This window comes from Acinetobacter sp. CIP 102136, assembly GCF_000369685.1.
GTDB classification, from domain to species: Bacteria; Pseudomonadota; Gammaproteobacteria; order Pseudomonadales; family Moraxellaceae; genus Acinetobacter; species Acinetobacter fasciculus.
Genome location: NZ_KB850142.1, coordinates 371028 through 396896, shown reverse-complemented (window position 1 = coordinate 396896; position 25869 = coordinate 371028). Strand labels below are relative to the sequence as shown.

22 protein-coding genes and 3 tRNA genes are annotated in these 25869 nt (G+C 42.8%); 16 read left to right on the top strand and 9 right to left on the bottom strand.

The features are described 5' to 3' along the window. The 5 genes from trpC (at position 1) to F893_RS07310 (ending at position 3763) form a co-directional block, all read left to right on the top strand. Positions 1-807: an indole-3-glycerol phosphate synthase TrpC gene (gene trpC, locus F893_RS07330; RefSeq protein WP_004279588.1), complete on the top strand. Its 807-nt coding sequence runs from the start codon at positions 1-3 to the stop codon at positions 805-807. 197 nt (positions 808-1004) lie between these two features. Then, on the top strand, positions 1005-1688 hold the full coding sequence (locus F893_RS07325) for a Smr/MutS family protein (protein WP_004279587.1): 684 nt from the start codon (positions 1005-1007) through the stop codon (positions 1686-1688). A 93-nt stretch (positions 1689-1781) separates the two neighbouring features. Continuing rightward, complete coding sequence (gene folE, locus F893_RS07320) at positions 1782-2330, top strand: GTP cyclohydrolase I FolE (RefSeq protein WP_004730181.1); 549 nt, start codon at positions 1782-1784, stop codon at positions 2328-2330. 323 nt (positions 2331-2653) lie between these two features. Next, positions 2654-3088 carry a hypothetical protein gene (locus F893_RS07315; protein ID WP_005251306.1) on the top strand — a complete coding sequence of 145 codons (435 nt, stop codon included), beginning with the start codon at positions 2654-2656 and terminating at the stop codon, positions 3086-3088. 114 nt (positions 3089-3202) lie between these two features. Continuing rightward, positions 3203-3763, top strand: a complete 561-nt coding sequence (locus tag F893_RS07310) for a DUF4385 domain-containing protein (protein ID WP_004279582.1) — start codon at positions 3203-3205, stop codon at positions 3761-3763. A gap of 11 nt (positions 3764-3774) precedes the next feature. Here F893_RS07310 and F893_RS07305 read toward each other — a convergent pair whose 3' ends face one another. The 5 genes from F893_RS07305 to hemE all read right to left on the bottom strand — a co-directional run bounded on the left by F893_RS07305 (position 3775) and on the right by hemE (position 9823). Beyond that, on the bottom strand, positions 3775-5172 hold the full coding sequence (locus F893_RS07305; protein ID WP_004279580.1) for a diguanylate cyclase: 1398 nt from the start codon (positions 5170-5172) through the stop codon (positions 3775-3777). A 188-nt stretch (positions 5173-5360) separates the two neighbouring features. After that, on the bottom strand, positions 5361-7247 hold the full coding sequence (locus F893_RS07300; RefSeq protein ID WP_004279579.1) for an Lnb N-terminal periplasmic domain-containing protein: 1887 nt from the start codon (positions 7245-7247) through the stop codon (positions 5361-5363). 77 nt (positions 7248-7324) lie between these two features. Beyond that, complete coding sequence (locus F893_RS07295) at positions 7325-7795, bottom strand: DUF3015 family protein (protein ID WP_004279577.1); 471 nt, start codon at positions 7793-7795, stop codon at positions 7325-7327. Between the two features lie 143 nt (positions 7796-7938). Beyond that, on the bottom strand, positions 7939-8742 hold the full coding sequence (locus tag F893_RS07290) for a DUF817 family protein (RefSeq protein ID WP_004279575.1): 804 nt from the start codon (positions 8740-8742) through the stop codon (positions 7939-7941). Positions 8743-8752: 10 nt separating this feature from the next. After that, a complete protein-coding gene (gene hemE, locus F893_RS07285) occupies positions 8753-9823 on the bottom strand; it encodes a uroporphyrinogen decarboxylase (RefSeq protein WP_004279573.1) in 1071 nt (356 codons plus the stop codon). A gap of 205 nt (positions 9824-10028) precedes the next feature. On the opposite strand from hemE, the gene F893_RS07280 reads away from it, so the two are divergent. From F893_RS07280 to F893_RS07270, 3 genes are all read left to right on the top strand, one after another. Continuing rightward, the gene (locus F893_RS07280; RefSeq protein ID WP_004730187.1) at positions 10029-11252 is read left to right on the top strand and encodes a L,D-transpeptidase family protein; all 1224 of its coding nucleotides are present in this window, start codon (positions 10029-10031) and stop codon (positions 11250-11252) included. A gap of 180 nt (positions 11253-11432) precedes the next feature. After that, complete coding sequence (locus tag F893_RS07275) at positions 11433-12131, top strand: pirin family protein (RefSeq protein WP_004279570.1); 699 nt, start codon at positions 11433-11435, stop codon at positions 12129-12131. Positions 12132-12466: 335 nt separating this feature from the next. Continuing rightward, a complete protein-coding gene (locus F893_RS07270) occupies positions 12467-13438 on the top strand; it encodes a methyltransferase (RefSeq protein WP_004730189.1) in 972 nt (323 codons plus the stop codon). A 125-nt stretch (positions 13439-13563) separates the two neighbouring features. Here F893_RS07270 and F893_RS07265 read toward each other — a convergent pair. The 3 genes from F893_RS07265 to F893_RS07255 form a co-directional block, all read right to left on the bottom strand. Further along, positions 13564-13653: transfer RNA gene (locus F893_RS07265), tRNA-Ser, on the bottom strand. Positions 13654-13740: 87 nt separating this feature from the next. Next, the gene (locus F893_RS07260) at positions 13741-15777 is read right to left on the bottom strand and encodes an FAD-dependent oxidoreductase (protein ID WP_004279566.1); all 2037 of its coding nucleotides are present in this window, start codon (positions 15775-15777) and stop codon (positions 13741-13743) included. Positions 15778-15927: 150 nt separating this feature from the next. Beyond that, entirely contained in the window at positions 15928-16281 is a 354-nt protein-coding gene (locus F893_RS07255) for a hypothetical protein (RefSeq protein WP_004279563.1), read from the bottom strand. A gap of 248 nt (positions 16282-16529) precedes the next feature. Between F893_RS07255 and argG the strand changes: the two genes are divergently transcribed. Then, entirely contained in the window at positions 16530-17870 is a 1341-nt protein-coding gene (gene argG / locus F893_RS07250; RefSeq protein WP_004279561.1) for an argininosuccinate synthase, read from the top strand. 84 nt (positions 17871-17954) lie between these two features. On the opposite strand, the gene F893_RS07245 is transcribed toward argG, so the two are convergent. Then, entirely contained in the window at positions 17955-19226 is a 1272-nt protein-coding gene (locus F893_RS07245; protein ID WP_004279559.1) for a GGDEF domain-containing protein, read from the bottom strand. A gap of 152 nt (positions 19227-19378) precedes the next feature. Here F893_RS07245 and pyrC point away from each other — a divergent pair, with 152 nt between their 5' ends. The 7 genes from pyrC to F893_RS07215 all read left to right on the top strand — a co-directional run bounded on the left by pyrC (position 19379) and on the right by F893_RS07215 (position 25858). Further along, on the top strand, positions 19379-20413 hold the full coding sequence (pyrC, locus tag F893_RS07240) for a dihydroorotase (RefSeq protein ID WP_004279558.1): 1035 nt from the start codon (positions 19379-19381) through the stop codon (positions 20411-20413). Then, a complete protein-coding gene (gene rnt / locus F893_RS07235; RefSeq protein WP_004279557.1) occupies positions 20398-21057 on the top strand; it encodes a ribonuclease T in 660 nt (219 codons plus the stop codon). The genes pyrC and rnt overlap by 16 nt, the downstream gene beginning before the upstream one ends. A gap of 20 nt (positions 21058-21077) precedes the next feature. Continuing rightward, positions 21078-21153 (top strand) — tRNA-Glu (locus F893_RS07230). Between the two features lie 159 nt (positions 21154-21312). Next, entirely contained in the window at positions 21313-23838 is a 2526-nt protein-coding gene (locus F893_RS07225) for a TonB-dependent receptor plug domain-containing protein (protein ID WP_004730196.1), read from the top strand. Positions 23839-23919: 81 nt separating this feature from the next. After that, positions 23920-24078 carry a hypothetical protein gene (locus tag F893_RS18085; protein ID WP_004279546.1) on the top strand — a complete coding sequence of 53 codons (159 nt, stop codon included), beginning with the start codon at positions 23920-23922 and terminating at the stop codon, positions 24076-24078. Between the two features lie 177 nt (positions 24079-24255). Then, positions 24256-24331, top strand: a tRNA-Glu gene (locus F893_RS07220). A gap of 114 nt (positions 24332-24445) precedes the next feature. Next, positions 24446-25858: an amino acid permease gene (locus F893_RS07215; protein ID WP_004279544.1), complete on the top strand. Its 1413-nt coding sequence runs from the start codon at positions 24446-24448 to the stop codon at positions 25856-25858. Positions 25859-25869 lie beyond the last annotated feature (11 nt).

Sequence of the window (25869 nt, the reverse complement as noted above, 5' to 3'; positions counted from 1 at the left end):
ATGGTGGATATCGCAAATACAATTTTAGGCAAAATTGTTGACCGTAAAAAAGAAGAATTTGCCCTACGTTTAAAGCAGAAAAGCTATAAAGATCTGGAAGAACTGGCACAAGGTGCATCACCTGTGCGTGGTTTTGCCCAGTCTTTAGTGTCGAAACGTCCGGGTGTCATTGCTGAAATTAAGAAAGCTTCGCCATCCAAGGGCATTATTCGCGAGAACTTTAACCCTGCGGAAATTGCAGCACAGTATCAGGAGGCAGGTGCAGCCTGTTTATCGGTGCTGACCGATGTAGACTTTTTCCAGGGTCACGATGACAACATTCAGATTGCCCGTTCACATTGCGACCTGCCTGCACTGCGCAAAGACTTTCTGATCGATCCTTATGGAGTTATCGAAGCACGTGCCCTGCATGCAGACTGTATCTTGCTAATTGTGGCTTGCCTGTCTGACCAGCAGTTAGAAGAAATGTCTAAAACTGCATTTGAACATCATCTGGATGTACTGGTTGAAGTTCACGATGAAGAAGAACTATCCCGTGCTTTAAAACTTTCTGATCGTTGTCTGCTCGGTGTAAATAACCGTAATTTAAAAACCTTTGATGTGGATTTAAACACATCATTACGTTTGAAAAAATTACTGGACCCTTCACGCCTGCTGGTGACTGAAAGTGGTATTGCCACACCTGCGGATGTTGCGATGATGCAGAAAAATGATATTCACGCCTTTCTGGTCGGCGAAAGCTTCATGAAACAACCACGTCCGGATCATGCTTTCCGCGATCTGTTTGGTGAGCCTGAAGCGGTTTAAAATGTAAATGCTCACCTAAGCATTAAAAAAGCCCAATCTCAGGATTGGGCTTTTTTATTTTCAATATTGAAAAGTAGATCATAGATTCTCGAGCGTATTTAAAATCCTCAGCAATGTCATGAACGCAATTCAGTTCTCCTTTGTCTATTTTCAGACTATAATTCTTGTAAATTCCGCATCTCCCTTGTTTTTACATTATGAGTAAACACGATTCTTCATTATCTAAAGATCAGTACAACCTGCTGAAATCTTTTAAGAAGCAAATTACACAGCCGCAAACACCTGCGGTCGTTGCTGCACCTGTTGAAAAGACTGTCGAGCAAGAAGCGTTAGAAGAACTGGAATTATTCCGCAAGCAAATGCAGGGCGTACAAAAAATTGAATCGGGAAATACGGTTCAACTGGACAAACCACGCAAGAAAAAGCCGGATGCACAAATCTTGGCAAAGCGTGCAGCGGCTACTGGCCCGCTGGAAACAGAGGCAATGGCTTTATCAGATACTCAGGCCATGCTCAATCCTGTCGGCAGTCAGGCCAACTTGAGCTATCGCATCGCCACCTTGCAGCATAAAGTGTTTGAAGACTTGAAAGCCGGTAACTTGCGCTGGTTTGAAGCTGTGGATCTGCATGGCTGTACCGTGGAAGAAGCGCGTCAAGCCGTGCTGCAGATTATCCAGATCGCCAAAGATGAAAACCAGAACGTGATTAAAATCATACATGGCAAAGGTCCGGAAGCGATTTTAAAAACCTATGTCAACGGCTGGCTGCGTCAGCATCGCGATGTTTTGGCTTTTGTCAGTGCACCTGAAAAGCAAGGTGGTACCGGTGCGGTATTGGTTCTGCTCAAACGTGCAGAAAAGAATCCAAAGTTCAAACAGTAAACGGTTTTAGCCTCAAAACAAGGCATTGTAAAAGTTTTCTGCTACAATGCCGTCCTTGTTCATTCTCAGTTTAAGTGAATACGTCATATGACTATGCAGCAATCCTACGCAAACATTCTTACTGCCGTTGGCGAAGATCTAAATCGCCCTGGTCTCAAAGATACGCCTGTGCGCGCTGCGAAAGCATTTTCATATTTAACCTCGGGTTATAGCCAGACACTTGAAGAAGTGACCAACAAGGCGGTCTTCCCTTCCGATAACCGTGAAATGGTACTGGTTAAAAACATCGAATTTTATTCGCTATGTGAGCATCACTTATTGCCATTTTATGGCCGCGTACATATCGCCTATTTGCCAGAAGGTCATGTTTTAGGCCTGTCTAAATTTGCCCGTATTACTGAAATGTTTGCACGCCGTTTGCAGATTCAGGAAAATCTGACTCAGCAAATTGCAGAAGCAGTGGCTGAAGTCACCAAAGCACGCGGTGTTGCAGTAATGATTGATTCTGCGCACATGTGCATGATGATGCGCGGTGTAGGCAAGCAGGAATCAACCACACGTACGGTATCATTTATTGGTGATTTTAAAACCGACAAAGAAACACGTCGTGAATTTTTAAGTGCGGTTCCAGAAAGCTATTAATTATTAAAGCTTAAAAATAAGTTACTCAAAGCCTCGATCATTCGGGGTTTTTTGCTTTTAAAGGAAGAGGATATCAATACTTAATTCAAAAGCTCACTTGCTATAAATAACACCTGGTAACAGGGTTTAAAGACCTGTCCCAAAACTTGCTATGTTTCAGTCTAGAACTCAAACAATTCCTGCTTGTGTTTGCAACAAGCCTACACTTGGATACACGATAAAGTTTTAATCCTGCCGCTCTCCCATTAAAGTAATTTGAAGTTGATATACAGCAAAGCGCTTTATATCTTTCTGATTGATTTTTAATGATAAGGAAAGTAACCATGGCGAATAGTAAAAATAACCAGGCGAAAGACAGCAAAAAATCAGCAAAAACTGCTAAAAAGACCCAAGATGAGAAACTGAAAAAGTCGAATAAGAGTAGTGACAAAGACAGTGATCGCAAAGTCACTAAAAAAGCGGCGAGCAGTAAATCTAAAGCGGCATCTTCTAAGAAAGACCATGCCAGCAAAGATGAAAAAGTGAAGGCGAAGAAAAATTCGAGCTCAAAAGCCAGTGATAAAGCGAAAGACCAAAAGACCTCTTCCGCGAAAAAACCGGCTAAAGCGAAAAGCAGCAACAAGAGTAAAGACGACACTAAAGTGAAAAAGTCTTCTTCAAAAAAATCGGCGCCTGCTAAAAAGCAGTCGAGTAGCTCCTCTAAGAGCAAGTCAACCAAGGCTAAAACCTCGAAGACCAGTTCAAAAAAATCGAAGTAAAATGAAAGCCCCTAGCTCTAAATGACAGGGGCTTTTCTGTATCTTGTCCTTTCGTTTTTATAATTTGTATTAGCTGAAATATTGAGTCATTTTAAATTTCAGAAAAGGCCGAATATGAAGTCATCTGCCAAAGTAACCCCACCAAAACGTCCGTCACGTGTAGTTTCGAATAGTTTTGATTATTTTCTGGACTTTGCAAAGATTAATTTTCGTAAACGACCCCAGCTCTACCGGATTGGCCGTGGTGAACAAGGTGTATTACTGGTTGAGCCTTATAAATCGGAAATCCTGCCACACTGGCGCTTTGCAGATGAAGCAAAAGCCCAAGCGAGTAGCGAGAAAATCTATCAGCTTTTCTTGGACTATTTAAAGCAAGAAGATTTTATCGGTGCGGACATGGCACGCAAGTTTTTACAGATGGGTTTCACCCGTGCCCGACGTTATGCCAATCATAAAGGTGGCAAAAAATACGATGGCCCGGTTCCGGAGGATAAAAAAGGCTTGAGTGGTGCGCATGGCCGTTCCGAGCTGCCACGTAATCATGAAGATCCGGTTAAAGCCGCTGCTGCCAAAATCTTTAAACAGAAATGGGATGAAGCTAAAAATCATCCCGAATATCTCCAGCAAAAACAGAAATTTCAGGAATTTATAGAGCAGCAGTCTGCAACTGGCTAAAAACCTTTCATTTAAACTGAGAGTGGCTGTGCGACAGGGTTCAAGGACTGATGAGCCATATAAACTCTGTTACGCCCGTTGTTCTTCGCCATATACAAGGCAGAATCTGCCGCATTCAGGAAGCGCTGATAATCCGGATGTCCATCATAAAGCACACAACCAATACTGACCGTAAATTTAAACTGCTGGCCTTGTGCCGAATTAATCATGCCATTTTCAATATATTTACGAATACTTTCGGCAATATTCAGGGCACGTTTCTCATCAGTATCCACCAGTAATAGCAAAAACTCTTCACCGCCGACCCGGAAAGCATAATCACTGCCCTGACTGTATTTTTGCAATGCTTCGGCCAGAAATTTCAAGGCCAGATCACCTGCTGCATGTCCAAATTTGTCATTAATACTTTTGAAATAATCAGCATCAATGGCAAGTAAAGACAAAGGCGTATGATTCTTACGGGAAAAAGTGATTTCACGTGAAATAATGGTATTCAAATAACGACGATTCAATAACTGGGTCAATGAATCATTACCTGATTCAATATATTCGGCCACCTGAAATAACTGATCTACTAACAACTGAATCTCACGGTTCAAGTCACGGATTCGTTGGATCAGTCCCAGCATATTGTTTTTGTCCGTACAGTCCATAATATCTTGATTAAGTTCATCGACTTGATAAATTCGTTCAATGATTAAATCGACCTGGTCAGAGCCGGTAAAAGCATAAGAGGCTTTATGAATAAACCATAAACCAAACTCCGACTTGGACAACATCGGATGATTCAATTTTTCATGCTCAGAAAAGACCTTGAACATGAGCTCATTTTCCCAGTCTAGCAATGAACTGCGCTGTTTATCTTTTTGTACGGCCACATCCTGCATCGCTGAAAAAACACGATAACTGTGTTTAATTTCCTGATTCATGGCTGTTTTGGCTTCATAAGATCGGCACATGACTTCTGTGGCAAACCCCATGATCTGGACAATATAACTGCAGGTAGTCAACATACTGTGATGAGGATTCTCATCCAGCAGTTCAAACATTTTACGCTCAATTTCACGTACACCGCGCATGATCAGCCAGGATGGAATTCCGACACGCGCATGCACATGCCCCACCATCGCCTGTTTCTGCACGGCATCGGCATAGCGTTTATTAATCCCTACACCAAAGCTTTCAAGTAGCCAGGCATTTAAAGTGTCGCGCAAGCGCTGTTGAATCAAGTCATCGGAAAAGAATTCTGCAGATTCCTTTTCAATGAGCATGTTTTTATAGAATTCTTCCACCAGAATCAGGGAATGATCTTGAATAAAATGAAAGGCATGCAATAAGTCATCAGATGAATAATTTTGACAGATCTGTTCCCATTGCTCGGCCAGTCTTGCCATGCATTCATTATTCATACTGTCTGTTCCCCAAAACCTTGCAATTTGTACTCACATTATGTGATAAATATAACAAATATCAGGTATTTTTCCTAAAATATCGACCAGATTATTTGTACCAAATCAAGCCAATCTTTTTATACAAGGGAAAACTAAACAGTAGCCTCATGGATACACAGCACTTTATCAATAGTTTTAAATAAATCTTAAAAATACCGAATCAAACCAAGACTCCATTGATCCCAGTCTTTGGACTGCTGTTGCTGATATTCCCAAGACAGCCGAAGTGCATGTTGTGGATTGAATGCATATTGGATTTCAGTATTCAGTTTCAGCTGCCAGCGATGCGAATCTTCCCAATAAGGCAGTTCCACCTGCACCAGACTGTTGATCTGATCGCTCCAGATATTCTGGCACCCCACAGTAGGGCCTGCACCTACGCGCCAGCCCTGATCCAGTGCCTTGCCTGCCTGTAGCTGAGTTTGCATTTGTGCATAACATAGATGTTCACGGCTGGCATTTGCCCAGCTATAACCACCCTGAGTTTTTAAGCTGGCGACGCCATGCTGTTCATCGTCACTAAACTGGCCATGCGCATCCAGTGCCTCCTGTTTCCAGCCCAAATTAAAACCCCAAGATAATGGCGTATTAAACGGATTGACCGGGTTATAGGAATTGACAGTAAATAGATCCAGATGTTCCAGCTTGAGCTCACTGTCACGATATTGCAAAGCCCCATCCAGAAACAGCAATTGTGTGCCGGTTCGAAAACCGCCTTGCGGGTCGATGAGATCATGATAAGCCTGCCGATGCCCTAGCTGGACAAAGGATTCACCCTGAACCTGTCCGGCCTGAAGACTGATATTCCGTGCATGATGGCTTTGTACCGGGTCTATTTTTGGACGTTCAGGCGCTTTACGCTGCTTCTCGATATTCAGCTGACTTCTTAAGCCTAATAACTTGCGAAAACGTGGCTGGGAAAATGATTTATCGACTGTTTGTCGGAGAAAGTCCAGATATAAATGATCATAGGCCATTTCCAGAATTTTGGCCTGATCTTCTGCCGGATAGGGCTGCAAGATTGAAGGCATTGCACCTGTTTCTGCATAAGCCAGCTGATGCGCAGTTTTTGCCAGCGCTTTGCCATGCTGTCTGGACTGTGCCAGCAATTGAGTTTCAAGCGCCGGACGGTAAACTTTCTGTTTGATCAAGCCCTGCTGTTCTACTACTTTTAGTGTTTCAATCGGAATCGCAGTCGAATTAAACTGTTTCTGTAGATTTAGCTCGGGACGTACCAGATCAAACAGTCCCAGTAGGCGATAAGCGCAATTATCACTGATAAAATAATAAGGGAAACTTACATTTTGCATTTCCCAGAGATGCTGTACCAAAAACCTGGTTTCTTGCGGACTTAAGTTTAATTCATATTCCCACAAATCCCGGCTTTCAAAGTCACCATACTCTTTGACCTTGCGGTAATACGGCATCAGTGAATATTCACCCGGATATTGTCCAGTCAGCCCTTTCCAGGCAAAGGACCAGTTGTCATTGCCATCGACCGTCGCAGCATAGTTGACCGCATAAGAAATCAGATTGAGTTGTTGCTGGTCTTTAGGGTCCAGACGCAACAAGGTATGACCAAACATCGAGCTGGGATTACCCATAAAATCCGTGGCATAGATCAGGGTTGCCTCATAAGGCTTGACCTCGCCAATCCATTTATCCAAATCCGGGCAACTGACCGCAGGCAATTGTTGCTCGGAAATATTCAATTGCTGCATTAACCAGCTGCTGCGTGCAGGAAACTTACAGCGGACGGACTGATTCGGCTCTGCGCTCAGGAATAAAGCCTGAATGTTATGCTGCATTTCTTTTTTTAGATCAGTTTTTCCCTGCTCTGCCAGGAAATAGCCCGAATAGTTAACCTCGCTATGACCTTGGGGATTGGCATACATGAGACGTTGCCAGGTAGTGCTCTGATCCAGACGCTGAGTTTCGGCCTGAGCGATATAATGCTGGATGTCTGGATTAATTTCGCTAGAAAAACTTAAAGGGCTGAATGTCAGGCCCAACATGAAGAACGCATATTTCATTCAGTTAACTTATTCTCATCAATTTCTTTTAGTCATAAGAAAACCCTGCCAGAACAGCAGGGTTTTTAGGGTGCGGATCAGATGTAGGATTTCAATACTTCATCTTTGGCCATCACAGTTTGTAAGGTGCTTAAAACTTGTAATGTATTCTGGTTTTCTTCGGAATAAATTTCAGAGAAATTCTGCTTGGAAACGCTAAAGAAACGAGCTTTATCTTCAGATTTAATATTCAAAAGTTCAGCCAGAACATTCAGGCTTTCACCCTCTCCAACTGCCATATCACGCGCCAATGCTTCAGCGTTTTCATTGGTAAAGGTCACCACTTGAGCGGTTACGGTACCGCCCTGGCTACAACCTAAAGTACCAAAAGTGATCCCGAGCCACTGATTCGTGAACAGAACGTTGGTCGTACCTGCAAAGAGTTTAGGAATAATACCAGACTGACCCGCCCATACCTGGCTTCCGATACCACAACCGACATCTCGGTCAGCCATCGCCATGCTTGAACCAGTCGCCAATACCGCCGCCAGCATAATTTTTTTCAACATAGTTATTCTCCAATTATTCTCATGCAATCTTTGTTATTACTCTAATAATGTAATTTAAATTACATACTCAGCAGAGTAGCGACAAGTCAAGTTTGGCGCAATTGAAAAAATGTATGCTTTACATAAACATAACCTGATTGATTTTACTGTTCCTTGAGCGCCCAATCGCCTTGTGAATTACGCTGTCCCAAAATTTTCAGCACCAACACCAGACTCAGCAGTAACAACAAATACCAGGAGCCCAGTTTGCCCCATCCCACCATATGCCATTGCTCAATCTGGCTTGGATAGAGCCAGATCTGGTAAAAGGTACTGATATTCTCGGCAATCCAGATAATAAACGCCAGAATCAGCAGTACGGGTAACATCGGCAACTGAAAAGTATGCCGATTCAGCTGAAAGCGAATTCTGGTTTTCCAGAACATGATCACGCTCCAGACAAATAAAATCACCCGATAATCGGGAATAAAAAACTTGCTCATAAAGTTGATATAAGACAAGACAGCCAATGTCAGCATATGGCTAAAACGCGGCAATTTTTCAAATGAAACCTGATATAGACGTAAAGAGCGCGCAAAAAAACTGCCGACCGCAGAATACATAAAACCGGCAAATAAAGGCACGGTCAGGATTTTAAATATTGCGGGTTGAGGGTAATGCCAGGAAGCAATTGCCGGATGGGTCAGGAAGATTTCCATCACCATGGCCATGAGATGAAATAACGCAATCACTTTGGCTTCAGCCCAGGATTCCAGTTTGGTATAGAGCAATATCACCTGAATCAGCAAAGCAAAAAAAAGCAGATAGTCATACCGGTAAAAACCAATGAAGAGATCGCTGCCCATAGAAGCAGTCAGCGCAAAAGCGAGCAGGAGTAAAATCCCAAATAAGGCAGCCGAAGCTGCCTTATAAGTAAATTCAAACCCTGATTTGAATAGATCGATCAAGGTTTACATCCTAAAGATATTTGGCACTATACTCATGTACGGTATCAATAAATGCTTTTGGATTCGCCGGATCAACCCACTGGGTAATACCATGACCTAAATTGGCAATATAACCGGTTTTCTCGCCATTGGCATAGGCATCATCCAGCATGGCTTTTGTCGCTTTAATGATGGTGTCTGATGAACCATATAAAGTTGCAGGATCCAGGTTACCCTGAAGTGCTGCACGACCAGCAACCGTTTGACGAGCGACATTCAATGGCGTGGTCCAGTCCAGACCAAATGCATCTGCGCCTGTCGTAATCATCGGTTCCAACCATTGACCGCCACCTTTGGTAAACAGAATTACCGGAATCTTGCGGCCGTCTTTCTCACGTTGCAAACCAGCGACAATCTTCTGCATATAGTTCAGCGAGAACTCGATATATTCACGATGTGCTAATGCCCCACCCCAACTATCAAAGATCTGTACCGCTTGTGCACCCGCATCGATCTGCGCATTCAAATATTCAGTCACTGCATCAGCCAGACGATCCAGTAAAGCATGCAAAACTTCAGGCTGCGCATACATCATCTGTTTGGTAAAACGGAAATCCTTGCTTGAACCACCTTCGACCATATACGTTGCCAGAGTCCATGGACTGCCCGAGAAACCAATCAGAGGAACCTGACCGCTCAGGGCTGAACGAATGGTCGAAACGGCATTCATCACATAATCCAGATCCGACTTGGCATTAAATGCAGGCAGATTGGCTACATCCTGTTCGGTACGGATGGTCTTGTGAAATTTCGGGCCTTCACCAGCTTCAAAATACAGCCCCAGTCCCAAAGCATCCGGAACCGTCAAGATATCTGAGAATAAAATCGCGGCATCAAGATCATAACGGCGCAAAGGCTGCAAAGTCACTTCACAGGCCAGTTCAGTATTCTTGCAAAGCGAAAGGAAATCTCCTGCCTTGGCACGCGTTTCGCGGTACTCAGGCAAATAACGGCCAGCCTGACGCATCATCCATACTGGCGTAGCATCTACAGGCTCACGCAACAATGCGCGCAGAAAACGATCATTTTTTAAGGTCGTCATTCACATTCCCATCTTTCTTTGACATTGCCAACATCATAGCAAAAAGGCCGCAGTTTTAATAACTTCTGGCAACTTTAAAAACCGATCGGATTGAACGGCAACCTAGTGATTTACACAAAACAACTACTGCATCTCCACATTTTTTCTGTAATACTTATAGTGTTTTTTCACATAGTTAAAGAAATAATTCTTAAGGTTGAGTTACATGTTCGTTCGCACAATGCTCGCTGTGAGTCTAGGTTGCATTTTCGCAGGTCAAGTTTTTGCCGCGTCTACTGCTGAACAACCATTAAAACCCCAAGTGGTGACTGATGTTGCAGTGCAAGATCCGATTGATCCATTAGCAACTGAAGCTTCAGCGGCCCAAGCAGCACCTGCAGAAGCGCAAATTACCGCACAAGAACAACAAGACTTAAAACAGGCATCTGAAGCGCTGAATAAGCTACAGGATACCGAAGAGCAGACTGCTTCTATTGGCGCAGCACCAAATACCAAAGCACCGACTAACTCTGCAGCGACCAAAGCTTCGTGGACTTTAGACGGTTTAAACAATGCCCAATGGTATGAAAATATCGGTGCAGGTCAATTCCCAGTTTACGCACGTGCGCATGTCATGCTGAATAATGCTCATGCATCACCGGGTGCGATTGACGGAACCAGCGGTAAAAACACACTAAAAGCGATTGCATCTTTCCAGCAAATGAATGGCATTAAACCGACAGGTGTTTTGACTCAGGAAACCTGGGATAAACTAGTTGCACGTCAGGGTTCTAAGCCAACCTTTGTTGAATACACCATTACTGAAAAAGATCTGGCAGGCCCATTTGCCAAGTCTATTCCTTCAGATTATGCGTTACAGGCAAAAATGAAAGGCTTGTACTACACGCGTGTCAGTGAAATGTTGAGTGAAAAATTCCATATGGATGAGAATTTTTTAAAGAAACTCAATCCAAATGCCAACTTTAATAAAGTTGGTGAAAAATTACTGGTCAGTAATGTACGTAATGACTTGCCTGAAGGTATTCACTTGATTGTTGCACATAAAGGCGCGAAACAACTGTACTTATTTAATAGTAAAAATCAAATGATCGCGTCATTCCCTGCCACCATTGGTAGTGCGGATACACCATCTCCAACCGGAACCTATAAAGTAACAGGTGTTGCACCAAACCCTTGGTACAGCTACTCACCTTCTAACTTTGTACAAGGTAAAAATTTAAAACCACTATCTTTACCACCGGGTCCTAACGGTCCTGTCGGGAATATCTGGATTGGTTTAAGCAAGAAATCATTTGGTATTCACGGAACACCAAACCCGTCTAGCATTTCGAAAACAGCATCACATGGTTGTATTCGTTTGACTAACTGGGATGCCAATGATCTTGGCCGTAAAGTCAAATCTGGCGTAACGGTTCGTTTCTTAGAATGATGATCGGTCTGCCGATTTGAATAAAAATAGCCTGCTTTTGAGCGGGCTTTTTTATTCCTTATGTTTACTTTCAGCTCTTTCGTTGCAAAAATGCAATGATCTGTCGCCTATTTGAGATTTTTTCAGTTATAAAACGACAGTATGATGATCTCAAGTTAAAAATAATGTCGAGATAAAATCATGAATGCTTTTCTACATCCTAGCGAAAATCGTGGTCATGTAAAAATGGGCTGGCTGGAGTCTAAACACAGTTTCTCATTTGGCAACTGGTATAACCCAAAGTATATGGGTGTCAGCGCTTTACGTGTCATTAATGATGACCTGATTGATGGACATCAGGGTTTTGGAACGCATCCACATGACAATATGGAAATCCTGACCTGTGTGCTGAAAGGAACCATTACCCATCAGGACAGCATGGGCAATCATGGCGGAATCGCTGCGGGTGAATGGCAACTGATGAGTGCAGGAACAGGTGTGCGGCACAGTGAAATGAACCAAGGCGACGAACAGGTCCATTTACTGCAAATCTGGATTATTCCAAATGAACGTGATGCCAAGCCGAACTATCAGCAAATCCGTCTTGACCCGCATGAGCAACCGAACCAGTGGCATTTGATTTGTGGTCCGAATGAAAATGCACCGATGCATATTCGTCAGAATGCCGAAGTCAAAACTGCGGTGATTCAGCAAGGCCAAAGTCTGGAAGTGAAAGCGACCCAGCATATTAATTATGTACATGTTGTTTCTGGCACTGTCCAGATCGCTGAACATACAGTTGAAGCTGGCGGCGCAATTGCTTTTCTAGATGATACAGAAATTAAAGCAAGCGAAGATGCGCAAGTGATCTGGTTTGATTTGCCGGAAGTACCCAACTAAGCTTTTAAAGCTCTCAGCTCTAATGGCTATTGATCCCAGTGATTAATAGCCATTTTTTATACGTATAATCATGAATAAGAAATAATAGTTCGCAAAATCATAATAAGGCTGCTTAACCAATAAAATTATGCCTACGACCTATACAAATCCAACCAATTCTCATCACATTTTTACCTAAGCAATGCATTATTTAGGTGAATATAAACTGATCCCTTTCCATGGAATCCAGTGCTGTATAGCTTTGATCATTCACGACTGGTTTGATATTGTCTTTTGCAGGCATAAAGTGAATTAATCTTTTCATGTAGGTTAAATAAATAGAAGAGCATATCCGTATGAACCAAATTTTAGAGATGCAAAGCATCCAGCAACAAGCTTTGCTTTATTTATTAGCCTTTTTAAAACAACAAGATTATCAGTTTACGACCATTACACCGCTTTCCCACCAGCGAATTCTGAATCGAAAAAAGAATGAAATTTATAAGCACAGAACCCATCAGGATATCTTTGGCTGGAATCTAAACTTTAAAAAAACTGATCTTGATTCTGCCCTTTTTACATTATTGCAAGAACATCAGCTTCTACAGGTTCAGGAAGATCAATACTTGAGTCAGGTTCGGGTTTCTTCACTCGATGGCGAACTCTTTATTCATTCAGCTTTTCCAACCACTCAGCAAGATGCGGTATTTTTCGGTCCGGATACGTATCGCTTTATCTATCATCTCAAGCAATATCTAGCTGCTCAGCCTCGCCCTTTTAAACGGGTCGTGGAAATGTGTTGTGGCACTTCAGCAGCCGCGATCAGCATTGCCAGACATTTTCCAGCTGTGAATGAAATGATGGTTGCAGACCTGAATCCCAAAGCCTTGCTCTATAGCCAGATTAATATCAGTTTTGCCGGCTTAAACCATATTCATCCGGTTCAAAGTAATTTATTTTCCAATCTTGATGGAAAATTTGATCTGATTTTTGCTAATCCACCGTATTTAATTGATCCCGAACAACGTCAATATCGTCATGGCGGTAATGCGCTGGATGGCTGTGATTTATCATTCAGGATTATAAAAGAAGGTCTACAGCGCCTGAATTCTGGCGGACATTTATTTCTATATACCGGTGTGACCGTGACTGAACATGGCAATCTGTTTTTGCAGCATCTTAAAGATTTGATGAAACAGCATCAAAATATAATCTGGTCCTATGAAGAAATTGACCCGGATATTTTTGGTGAAGAACTGGAACAACCGGCTTACCAACATGTGGAAAGAATTGCGTTGGCATTAATCAAAATTGAAGTAGGCAATTAAAGAATATTTATTAATTATGGAATTTTAAAATTTTGACTTTGTTCGCTATCAGCTTATTTTAAATCGTTTTATTAAAATCATAGAAATAAAAAAACCCCAATCTTTCGACTGGGGTTTTTAAAATTTGGCGGAAGCGGTGAGATTCGAACTCACGGAGGACTCACACCCTCGTCGGTTTTCAAGACCGGTGCATTAAACCGCTCTGCCACGCTTCCATGGGCGCAATAATACGGAGCTTTTGTCCGGCTGACAAGTGAAAATTACAGTGAATGCAATCAACTGCATATAGTTTCATCAAATCCTTACAGTTTTGCTGCTAATTCCGCTCCCTCACGAATGGCGCGCTTGGCATCGAGTTCAGCAGCCAGTTTTGCACCGCCAATAATATGATACTGCGCCAAGGTATTTTCCCCAGCACTCGGCATCAGGTCTTTTACCGATTCCTGACCTGCACATACCACAATGGTATCCACACGCAATAATTGAGCATGGCCATCTACCTCAATCCATAAGCCTTCATCCGTGACAGATTTATATTGCACACCGCGCAACATCCGCACGGCATGTTTTTTTAACTGGGCACGATGTACCCAGCCTGAAGTCTTGCCTAGTCCTGCGCCAAGCGGTGTCTTTTTACGTTGTAATAGATAAATTTCCCGTACTGGAGGTTCTACTTCAGCACGCTGTAACCCGCCTTCAGTCACATAATCTGGATGAGAATCTACACCCCATTCACGCTTCCACTCATCCACAGGTTGCGGCTGTATTTGATGCGGTGGCTTTAATAAAAACTCGGACACATCAAAACCGATCCCGCCTGCGCCAATGACCGCAACACGATCACCGACAGGTGCGCCACGTAGCACTTCTGCATAAGATAATACTTGTGGTGCCTGACTGCCTTCGATATTCAAGGCACGCGGCACAACCCCTGTAGCCACAATCACCTCATCAAAACCCTCACGCTCCAACTGCTCGCGGTTGACTCGGGTATTGAGACGCAGATCAACTCCAGTTTTTTCTAGCTGCACTTTAAAATAACGAATCGTTTCGTGAAATTCCTCTTTCCCCGGAATGACTTTAGCCAGGTTGAACTGTCCGCCTACTTCATGACTGGCCTCAAACAGCGTCACATCATGCCCGCGACTGGCTGCGACAGTAGCCGCTGACAGACCTGCAACACCACCACCAATCACTGCAATACTTTTCGGTTTTTTGGTTTTGACATAGACCAGTTCGGTCTCATAAGCGGCACGCGGATTGACCAGACAGGTTGCGCGCTGGTTTTTAAAGGTATGATCCAAGCAAGCCTGATTACAGGCGATACAGGTATTGATTTCATCAACACGATTGGTTGCGGTTTTGTTGACCCAGAAAGCATCGGCCAAAAGTGGACGTGCCATCTGTACCATATCTGCCTGACCAGAGGCCAGAATCGCCTCGGCAGTGTCTGGCATATTGATCCGGTTAGAGGCAATCACCGGCACCGAAACATGTTTCTTAACTTCAGAAGTGTAATCGACAAAAGCAGCTCGAGGCACGGAAGTCACAATAGTTGGAATACGTGCTTCATGCCAGCCAATCCCGGTATTGAGCAAAGTAATTCCTGCCTTTTCCAAAGCTTTAGCTACGGTAATCACTTCCTGCATGGTATTGCCATCATGTACCAAATCGAGAAGTGACAAACGGAAACAGATAATAAATTTCTCACCAATTTCAGCGCGAATCGCTTTAACAATTTCTACGGCAAAACGCATCCGGTTTTCAATCGGGCCGCCCCAACGGTCAATACGCTGATTGACATGACGACTTAAAAACTGATTCAGCAAATAGCCTTCAGAACCCATGATTTCCACGCCATCATAGCCAGCCTTTTTGGCAATGATGGCAGTTTTCACATAATCCTGAATGGTATTCAGGATCTGTTTATCTGACATTTCACGCGGTTTAAAAGGAGAAATTGGTGATTTGATCGGGCTGGCCGAAACCACAAAAGGCTGATAGCCATAACGTCCGGCATGCAGAATCTGTAAAAGAATTTTAGCACCATGCTTATGCACTGCATGTGTCACCAGACGATGTGGTGCAATATCGCCCAAGGTATTCATGGTACCGCCTGCCGGCAACAACCAGCCCTGACGGTTTGGCGATATTCCACCCGTAATCAGCAGACCTACGCCACCCTTTGCACGTTCGCCAAAATACGCTGCCAGTTTAGGATAATTATAGAAGCGGTCTTCCAGACCAGTATGCATCGACCCCATCACCACCCGGTTTTTAATGGTGGTGAAACCCAGATGAAGTGGTTTTAAAATATTGGCATAGCGCGTCGTAGTCATAACATATCCCTGATTTTTATTTGGCTAATAGCTTAAATCTTATAAAGGTACTTTAACTGATTTTTAGGGGCTTTTTATGACTATCAGGTCTGCATTCTCAGGCACAAATACCAATTGGTGGCATATTTATATCGAACCTTCGCAATTAAATTATTGCTGCCATTGCCTTGCACTGGATTTCCATAATGCAATCGCACCCAATACTGTCCCAATCGGAAAACTGAACAGCATGAGGATTGCCATCACTCTGGATAAAGTCCGTCCTGAACCATTGCCCTGCTTCACCTTGATACTGGCCTGTATATTAAAAAACATCAGCAAGCCTAAAAGCAGCAGCACCACACCTAAACTCAGCATGGAAATACTGGATTGCTGATATTCAAGATATAAAAACAGCACTGTACTAAAACCAATCAGGCCGGCATAAATCCCATGTAACAGTGCCAGCGTTTCATTCTTAGCTTTAGGATTTAAATTAGGTAAAGGTGGAATGCGAGTCGCCATGCTTTTATTCCTGTTTTATCTGATTTTTAACTTTATTCGGCTGAATATAACCAATTTCTTCCGTTTTCAGCAGGATTCTGGTGAAAATCGTGCGATTTATGATTATTTAAGCCTATTGAATAGAGATTTTAAAACGAGTTTTTCTTTTCTAAAGCAAACCTAAATAAATTAATGATACAATTGATGCAATATGTATTTTTTCAGGCCACCAATTCTGGCGTGCCTATTTCATATCATTAGGATGAACAATGTCTGATAATGCAACTATCTTGCAGAATGTCCCAGTAGGTAAAAAAGTTGGTATTGCCTTCTCTGGTGGTCTAGATACTTCTGCTGCTCTTTTGTGGATGAAACAAAAAGGCGCTGAACCTTATGCTTACACAGCTAACTTGGGTCAGCCAGACGAAGACGATTACGATGCGATTCCAAAAAAAGCTGAAGCTTATGGCGCAGTAAAAGCACGTTTAATCGACTGCCGTTTACAGCTTGCATTAGAAGGTATTGCTGCAATTCAATGTGGCGCGTTCCATATTTCTACAGGTGGTATGCCTTATTTCAACACGACACCATTGGGTCGTGCAGTAACTGGCACCATGCTGGTAACTGCCATGAAAGAAGATGACGTTAACATCTGGGGTGACGGTTCGACTTATAAAGGCAACGACATTGAACGTTTCTACCGTTATGGTTTATTGACCAATCCTGCACTTAAAATCTACAAGCCTTGGTTAGACCAAACTTTCATTGACGAGCTGGGCGGACGTGCAGAAATGTCACAGTTCCTGATCGACAATGGTTTTGACTATAAAATGTCAAAAGAAAAAGCTTATTCAACTGACTCAAACATGCTGGGTGCGACGCACGAAGCTAAAGATCTTGAATACCTGAATGCAGGCATCAAAATCGTTGAGCCAATCATGGGCGTTGCGTTCTGGAAAGATGACGTAGAAGTAAAAGCTGAAGAAGTATCGATTACTTTTGAAGAAGGCTTCCCGGTTGCTATCAACGGTCAACGCATTGAAGATCCAGTTGAATTTATTCTTGAAGCGAACCGCATCGGTGGCCGTCACGGTCTAGGTATGTCGGATCAAATCGAAAACCGTATCATCGAAGCGAAATCTCGCGGTATCTATGAAGCTCCGGGTATGGCGCTGCTTCACATCGCTTATGAGCGTCTGGTAACGGGTATTCATAACGAAGATACAATTGAACAATACCGTATTAACGGTCTACGTTTAGGTCGTTTGCTTTACCAAGGTCGCTGGTTCGATTCTCAAGCGCTTATGCTGCGTGAAACTGCACAGCGTTGGGTTGCTAAAGCAGTTACCGGTACTGTAACGATCGAATTGCGTCGTGGTAATGACTACACCATTATGAATACTGAATCTCCGAACCTCACTTATGAAGCTGAGCGTTTGACTATGGAGAAAGGTGATTCTATGTTCTCGCCGATGGATCGTATTGGTCAGTTGACCATGCGTAACCTGGATATCACGGATACTCGTGCGAAACTGGGCATCTATACAGAGACTGGTTTATTGGCAGTTGGTTCAGCATCTGCAGTGCCACAACTAAAAGACAAAAACTAAGTTTTAGTCCTTTTTAGTTTCATAAAAAACCGCTCCTGATGAGCGGTTTTTTATTGAGGGTTCGTTTATTGATTGTAATAATCTCTAACCATTTGCGATATCTGAATTGACTGAACGAATGGACTGATAATAAATCTGGTTGCGTCCAAGCTGTTTGGCACGATATAGCGCCTGATCCGCGATTCCCAATAAGGCGTCTTTATCAATATCATCTTCACCACGATAGACGGTAATGCCTAAACTGATGGTGATATGTTTCGCAACCAAGGATTTTTCATGTGGAATTTCCAGACGATCAATCGCCTTAAAAATATTTGAAGCCACTGCATAAGCACCATGTGCATCCGTTTCTGGCAAGAGCACCACAAACTCTTCCCCGCCATAACGCGCGACAAAGTCCATATGACGGATCGCATTTTTGATGGTTTTGGCAATAGTCGAAATGACATCATCACCTTTCTGATGCCCATAAAAATCGTTGTAATTTTTAAAGAAATCTACATCGATAAACAGAATTGCCAATGCCGTTTCTTCACGATGTGCACGTTCGAAATGGACTTGCAGCGTCTCATCAAAAGTCCGTCGATTGGAAATCTTGGTCAGCTCATCGTACTGACTCAAATGTAATAATTCGTTGGTATGGATACGCTGGATCTGCTCACTGATTCTGGCGCGAATGCTATAGAGAAATATCACACGTTCACGGGCAAAAATCATATGGCTAATCACATAACCCAGCAAGCAACTTCCAATTAAAATCCGGCCAAAAACCATAGGATTAAATTCAACTGAAAGGCTAAACAATACAAGAATAGTAGTTGCCGCAGCGAGTAATCCGGTGACCAGCATCTGAATCGGCTTAATACCGGTCAGAACATAACCCAGGATATATACGATCGTGACTATCGCCATGGATTGATGCTGCAAGGCATCAGTTTTAATCGACATGGTAATGCATGAAATTGACACCTGTATCCAGAACACCAACAGCATCGAAGCCTGCGGAAAAAAGCGCTTGATCTTGGGTAAACAGGAGAACATATAAAAAATGATTAATGACACGCCGCCGTTGAGCAAGCCCAACATACACAGGACAAAATCATGCACGAAATATTCTTTGCTGATGCTCCAGTAATCTGTAGGAATCATTACCACTAAAAAAAGGAAATAGGCCAATACCCCAGCCCACACATATTTTTCGACATGTTTGCGGGCGCGTTCCAGATTTTTGGTCCAGAATTCTTGTTCCAGATTTTGAGGGAAGACCGGGCCTACACGCTGGCTTTGCCGTGTAATCAGTTGTTCTATGTCTTCTTTATCATCTTGCAATTTCGCTAGATTGTACTTGTATTCCATTGCCAAGTATTTATGTAATTTTTTTATTAATTTTAAAATAACATACTTTTTAAAATTAATTTATACATATCCCTTATTTTGTAGCGCTTTCTCGTTACCATTTTTACTATAGATGGATTATCATTTGTTTTATTTGTTCGACTGAATTTGCCTTGAATACGATTACGATTCTCCAGCCAGATGATTGGCACGTTCACCTGCGTGATGGTTTAGCACTTCAACGTACCGTTCCCGATTTAGCCAAGCAGTTTTCTCGTGCCATTTGCATGCCAAATCTGGTGCCACCCGTAAAAACCGTCGAAGAGGCCAATGCTTACCGTGAACGTATCATGGCACATGTGCCTGAAGGGGTAAATTTCGACCCGCGTATGGTGCTGTATTTCACTGACAACACCCCGGCAAGTGAAGTTAAAAAGATCAAAGAATCTGCGCATGTCAATGCCATCAAGCTCTATCCTGCGGGTGCGACCACCAACTCCGATAGTGGTGTGAGCGATATGAGCAAAGTCTACGGCGTAATTGAACAGCTTGAAGAACACCAAGTGCCTTTATTGCTACATGGTGAAGTGACGCATAATCATGTCGATATTTTTGACCGTGAAAAGCGTTTCCTGGATGAAGTGCTGGCTCCCTTACTCAGACAATTTCCCAAGCTGAAACTGGTGCTCGAACACATCACCACCAGCGAAGCAGCAAACTTTGTACTTGAGCAAGACCGTAATGTCGCTGCAACCATTACGCCGCAACATTTATTGTTTAACCGCAATGACATGCTGGTTGGTGGGATCAAGCCGCATTTCTACTGCTTGCCGATTTTAAAACGTCAAACGCATCAGCAAACTTTGCTGGAAGTCGCAACCAGCGGTAATCCTAAATTTTTCCTGGGAACAGATAGCGCGCCGCATTCAAAAAATGCAAAAGAAAATGCGTGTGGCTGTGCAGGATGTTATAGTGCGCCGACTGCCATTGAGCTGTATGCTCAGGCATTTGATCAGGTGGGTAAAATTGAACGCCTGGAAGGTTTTGCCAGCCATTTTGGTGCAGACTTCTATGGCCTGCCACGTAATACCAATACCATTACCCTGGTTAAAGAAGATCAAGTAATCCCTGAAAGTTTAGACTATCTGGATGGTGAACAGATTATCCCACTGTATGCTGGTAAAACCATTCAATGGAGAAAAGTGTGACAAATGAAACGCTCCCAATCATTGGTCAACGTTTTCGTGGATTCTTACCTGTAGTTGTCGATGTCGAGACTGCAGGTTTTAATGCGCAGACTGATGCATTGCTGGAAATTGCGGCCATTCCGATTGTTTATAATGAGGAGGGTCAATTTGTGCCGGGTCAAGCTTACCATGCACATATCAATCCTTTCGAAGGGGCAAATCTCGACCGACGTTCGCTGGAGTTTATTGGGATCGATCCTTCGAATCCGATGCGAATCGCAATGGCCGAAGATGAAAAAACTGCGCTTAAGCGTATTTTTAAATCTGTGAATGAAGTGCGTCGCCAGCAAAACTGTACCCATGCAGTTTTAGTTGGACACAATGCACATTTCGATTTGGGTTTTCTTCAGGCCGCGATTGCGCGTACCGGAACCAAAAACCAGAACCCATTTCATAGTTTTTCTGTCTTCGATACAGTGACTTTAAGTGCGGTGATGTTTGGTCAGACCGTACTGGCAAAATCCTGTATTCAGGCTGGGATTGAGTTTGATGGCAAAGAAGCCCATTCTGCATTATATGATACGCAGAAGACCGCTGAACTGTTTTGCTATATTTTAAACAAACTCGCACCTCACCTGCTTGACACTCTGGTGGCGGATCAATAAGATACCGCCATCTTCTAAACGTCCCTATCGTCTAGAGGCCTAGGACATCGCCCTTTCACGGCGGTAACCGGGGTTCGAATCCCCGTAGGGACGCCATCTATTTTTTCTCTTCTTTATATTTCTTTGATCAGCATCTTAAGCTGCTCAAGTCTTACGCTTTTACTAATTAATGAAAATAATTCTCATTACTATTGATTGCCTTCTTAAATTTAATGATAATCACTTCCATTATCTTTCGCATATTTAACCCTTCTCATGCGTTTTGCTTATTCCCCACTTTCTATTGCAGTTTTAACAGCTTTATCAACATCTAGTTTTGCAAAAGAATCGAATTATCAAGAGCCTGTTCTCAATGAAACAACGATTAAGTTCAACACAATTATTATCGAAGCTCAGCAAGAAAATGAAGTTGGAAAAACCATTTATTCAAAAGAAGATTTAGAAAAGACGCCGAATAGCTCAAAGAACATTACCGATTTTTTAAAAGTGAATCCGAATGTGCAGTTTAGTCAATCAAAGTTAGCAGCAGGCTCACAAGGTGAAATTAAACCTGCCGAAATCTCTATAAATGGCGGACAAACCTTCCAAAACAATTTTATTGTGAATGGTGTTTCCAACAACTTACTTATTAATCCAGCAAATTCAAACACAAATACATTTCAAGATATCGGAACTGGCGCACAAGCTATGGCAGTGAACACTAACCTACTTTGTGAGCTTGAAGTATTAGATAGCAACGTGTCTGCCGCTTATGGTCAATTCACAGGTGGTGTTGTAAATGCTAAAACATGTGCACCGCAAACAGAGATAGGGAAAATTCACGGTTCTATCAATTACGATTACACTGAAAGCGATTGGGCTCGCTACAACTCAATTTCACCTTTAGAAGAAAGTAAATTTGAAGAGCCCACAGATGAATACCAAAAGGAATATACCAAACAAGGTCTAAGCACCAATATTTATGGGAAGCTCTCGAATGATTGGGGCTTTAATGCTTATGCCTCTCAACGAGAGTCTATCATCCCAGTCAAAAGTGGCTTTGAAACACCTAAAACAATTGATCAAGAACGACATATCTCAAATCTTGGTGCAACATTATTTTATACACCAAACGCCTCAACCAAAGCGAAGTTTGGTTTCGATTATGGTTTGCTCGATAGCTTAAGTTATGTGGACAGCAATCGTGATTCAGGTAGTACTACTGAAACCGAAACACTTACTCTGTTCTCGGAACTTGAACATCGCTTCAACTTAGGTACTCTCGTACACAAACTTAATTTCCAAAACTCGGCGACACAACGTATTGCTGACAATAACTACAGTATGCATTGGTACTACGCCAAAGGAAGTAAAGATTGGAATAATACCGATGTAGTTCGAGAGGGCGCCATCATGGGAGAGATTGAACAACGCCAAGACGTCCTTTCCTATGACCTACAAGCGAATATAGACCCTTTTAAACTTGGTCAATCCCAACACAACATGACTATAGGTACGGGTTATAGCCATGCTAATGTTGCGTGGAAACGAGTCGAGGATGTTTTACTCGCGACAAAGATCAACTTAAAAGAACTTGGCAAAGATACTACCTGCCTTCAAAGTGACCCATATTGTGATGAGAAACTAACTATAAATGGTTGGAATGGACAATATATCGCTGGTGGGACTCTGTACAAAGCTGGTGATATCAAAGCTCAGCAAGATCGCCTAAATATATTTATTGAAGATAATATTCAGTGGAATGATCAATTTTCAACACGCCTTGGTGTTCGTGCTGATTATGACTCTTTGAGTAGTAATATCAATATTTCCCCTCGCAGTCGTCTCTCTTACAAACCCTTTAGTAATGATCAATTGCATTTATCCGCTGGGTGGAATCGCTACTATGGTCAGCAAACGTTAGGTACAGAACTGGATGAAATTCAAAATGATTTGCTCTATAAACTGTCACGTGAAAACCCACATGCGCCTTGGGTAGAAACACAAACTGCACTATCCAGCGGTGCGCGTAGTTCAGCGCTCAATCCCCCTTTCAGTGACGAAACTGTTTTAGGCTTGAATACACAAATCCAGAATTGGGATCTAGGGCTAAAATGGGTCAATCGTAAATATCAGGATGAAATATCAAAAACTAAAGTTACTCCTTTAGATGGATCAAAATTCTTCTACGAATATAATAATGATGGAAGTGGCAAAGCTGACATCTACACCTTAACACTTAGAAATCGTCAACCGATCGCTCTGGGGGATAGCCAACATTTATTTGCCTTGGGATTTGACTACAGTGAAGTCTTCCGCAGTTATGTAGATTACACTTCAGCCTATGATCAAGCCACTCAAGATGAATGGGTCTCTTATGATGGTCAAATTATCCGTTGGTCAGACCGCCCTGCCCCAAACTTTAACCAACCATGGACCGCACGAGTAAACTGGGATATTACATTCGATACACTGCCTGTACGTATTTCAAACTTCTTTAGCTATAAAAACAGTTATGATGATATGGCTGTAGTCTCCAATAAAAATGACAAAGTCGAGTATGAAGGTGAACTGCTTGACACCTATTTAGCCTCTGAAATTAAACCAAAATTTACATGGGATATGCGCACCACCTATGATTGGGAAATTTCAAAAGATTTAAGGGCAATTTTTGGTTTAATCATTAACAACGTCACCAACCGCGTGAATACCTATACAACAGGCTCGACCTCAAATGATAGACCACGTGTAATGACTGAAATCGGCCGCCAATTTATTGCGGATGTTACTTTTAAATTCTAGAGCCTGAATAGGTACATGCTGCTGCTCTTTTTAATTTGCTTAGGCTATAATTAATGCGATTTCATATTTTGCCTTTGTATCATGTTAAAAAAGATCTTACTGGTTTTACTGATTTTAGCCCCATCCGCACTATATCTCTATATCGTCAACCGTGATGATAACCACACTGCGGAGACTGAAACAGTGTCAACGCCAACTGAAAACTCTCAGCCTGAGCAATATCAAACTCCAGATCACTAAGTTTTAGTGATCTTTTCAAATATTTATTTTTTATAGTCCTGAAATCTGTTCAGAAAATAACATCTCAATAAAATAAAGTTTTTGTTTTGCCTAATGTTTAAACTGTTAAATGAATTTTAGCAAAAACCCTTTTGACAAATCCCGGCTTAATCCTTAATATACGCATCACCTCGCAACGTCCCTATCGTCTAGAGGCCTAGGACATCGCCCTTTCACGGCGGTAACCGGGGTTCGAATCCCCGTAGGGACGCCATCTATTGATCCCATACGATCAGACCTTATTCGAAATTACCATTATTCGATTGCAGATTTGTAGTTTTTCACTACAATAGCTCGCTTCATTCCTTTGAAGTATTTCTTATTTCCTATGCACTCATCTCCGAATGATGCTACGCATCAGGGCAATTCTGCGCCTTTAAAACGCGCTATGAGTACTCGACATCTGGTCATGATTTCGCTTGGTGGCGCAATCGGAACAGGCCTATTCTTAGGGTCGGGTGAAGTCATTGCACAAACGGGGCCTGTAGGTGCCATTCTCGCTTATCTCCTGGGCGGTATTATCGCGTACATGGTGATGCTATGTTTGGGCGAACTTGCCGTTCATATGCCAGAATCTGGTTCATTTGGTGCTTATGCCAAACGTTATATTGGACCAGGCACAGGCTATACCATCACCTGGTTATACTGGCTGACATGGTCGGTCACTCTCGGAACTGAATTTACTGCAGCGGCCTTGCTGATGCAGGAATGGTTCCCGGACATTTCCATGTGGTTATGGACCATTATCTTTGGTGTATTCGTATTTAGTCTAAATATGATTTCTACCCGCTGGTTTGCCGAATCCGAATTCTGGCTGGCACTGGTAAAAGTGGTCACGGTTGTTGCTTTTATTCTTTTAGGTCTATTGGCCATCTTTGGTGTTCTGGGCTATCAAGGCTATGAAGCTGCGCCTTTATTTACCAATCTGACTGCACAGGGCTGGTTCCCTGAAGGTCTGTTTCCGATTTTTGCTACGATGCTGATCGTGAACTTTGCCTTCTCTGGTACCGAGCTGATTGGTGTTGCTGCCGGTGAAACTGAAGATCCTGCGAAAAATGTTCCTAAAGCGATTAATACTGCGATTTTCCGCTTATTAATTTTCTTTGTGGGTACCATTATCGTGGTGACGGCATTACTTCCGCATCAGGAAGCAGGCTTAGCCGCTGAAGGCGTGAGTAGCAGTCCGTTCGTAACCGTATTCCAGCACATTGGTATCCCATATGCTGAAGACATCATCCGCTTTGTAATTATCACTGCGTTGTTGTCTGCTGCCAACTCGGGCTTATTTGCTGCTTCACGTATGATGTGGTCATTGTCATACAGCAAACAGTTGCCTGCCGTATTCTCAAGACTGAATGCTCGCGGTGTACCGTATATTGCAGTCATGGTGACCATGCTGGGTGCATTACCAGGTTTATTGTCTGAACAGTTTGCGCCAGAGACGATCTTTACCAACTTGCTGGGCGTTGCAGCGTTTACCATGGTGGTGGTCTGGATGAGTATTTGCTTAAGCCAGTTCAACTTCCGTCGTCAATGGTATAAACAGGGTCATACGGCCAAAGAACTGGGCTTTGCTGCACCATTGTTCCCGATTGTACCAATCCTGGGCTTTGTGTTCTGTTTTATTACCTGTATCAGTATGGTCTTTGATCCATCAATGCGTATCAGCTTCATAGGCTGTCTGCTATTTATTGCAGCGTGTTATGCAAGTTATTATGCCTTTTATCACAACAAGTCTTAATCATCAGTTTT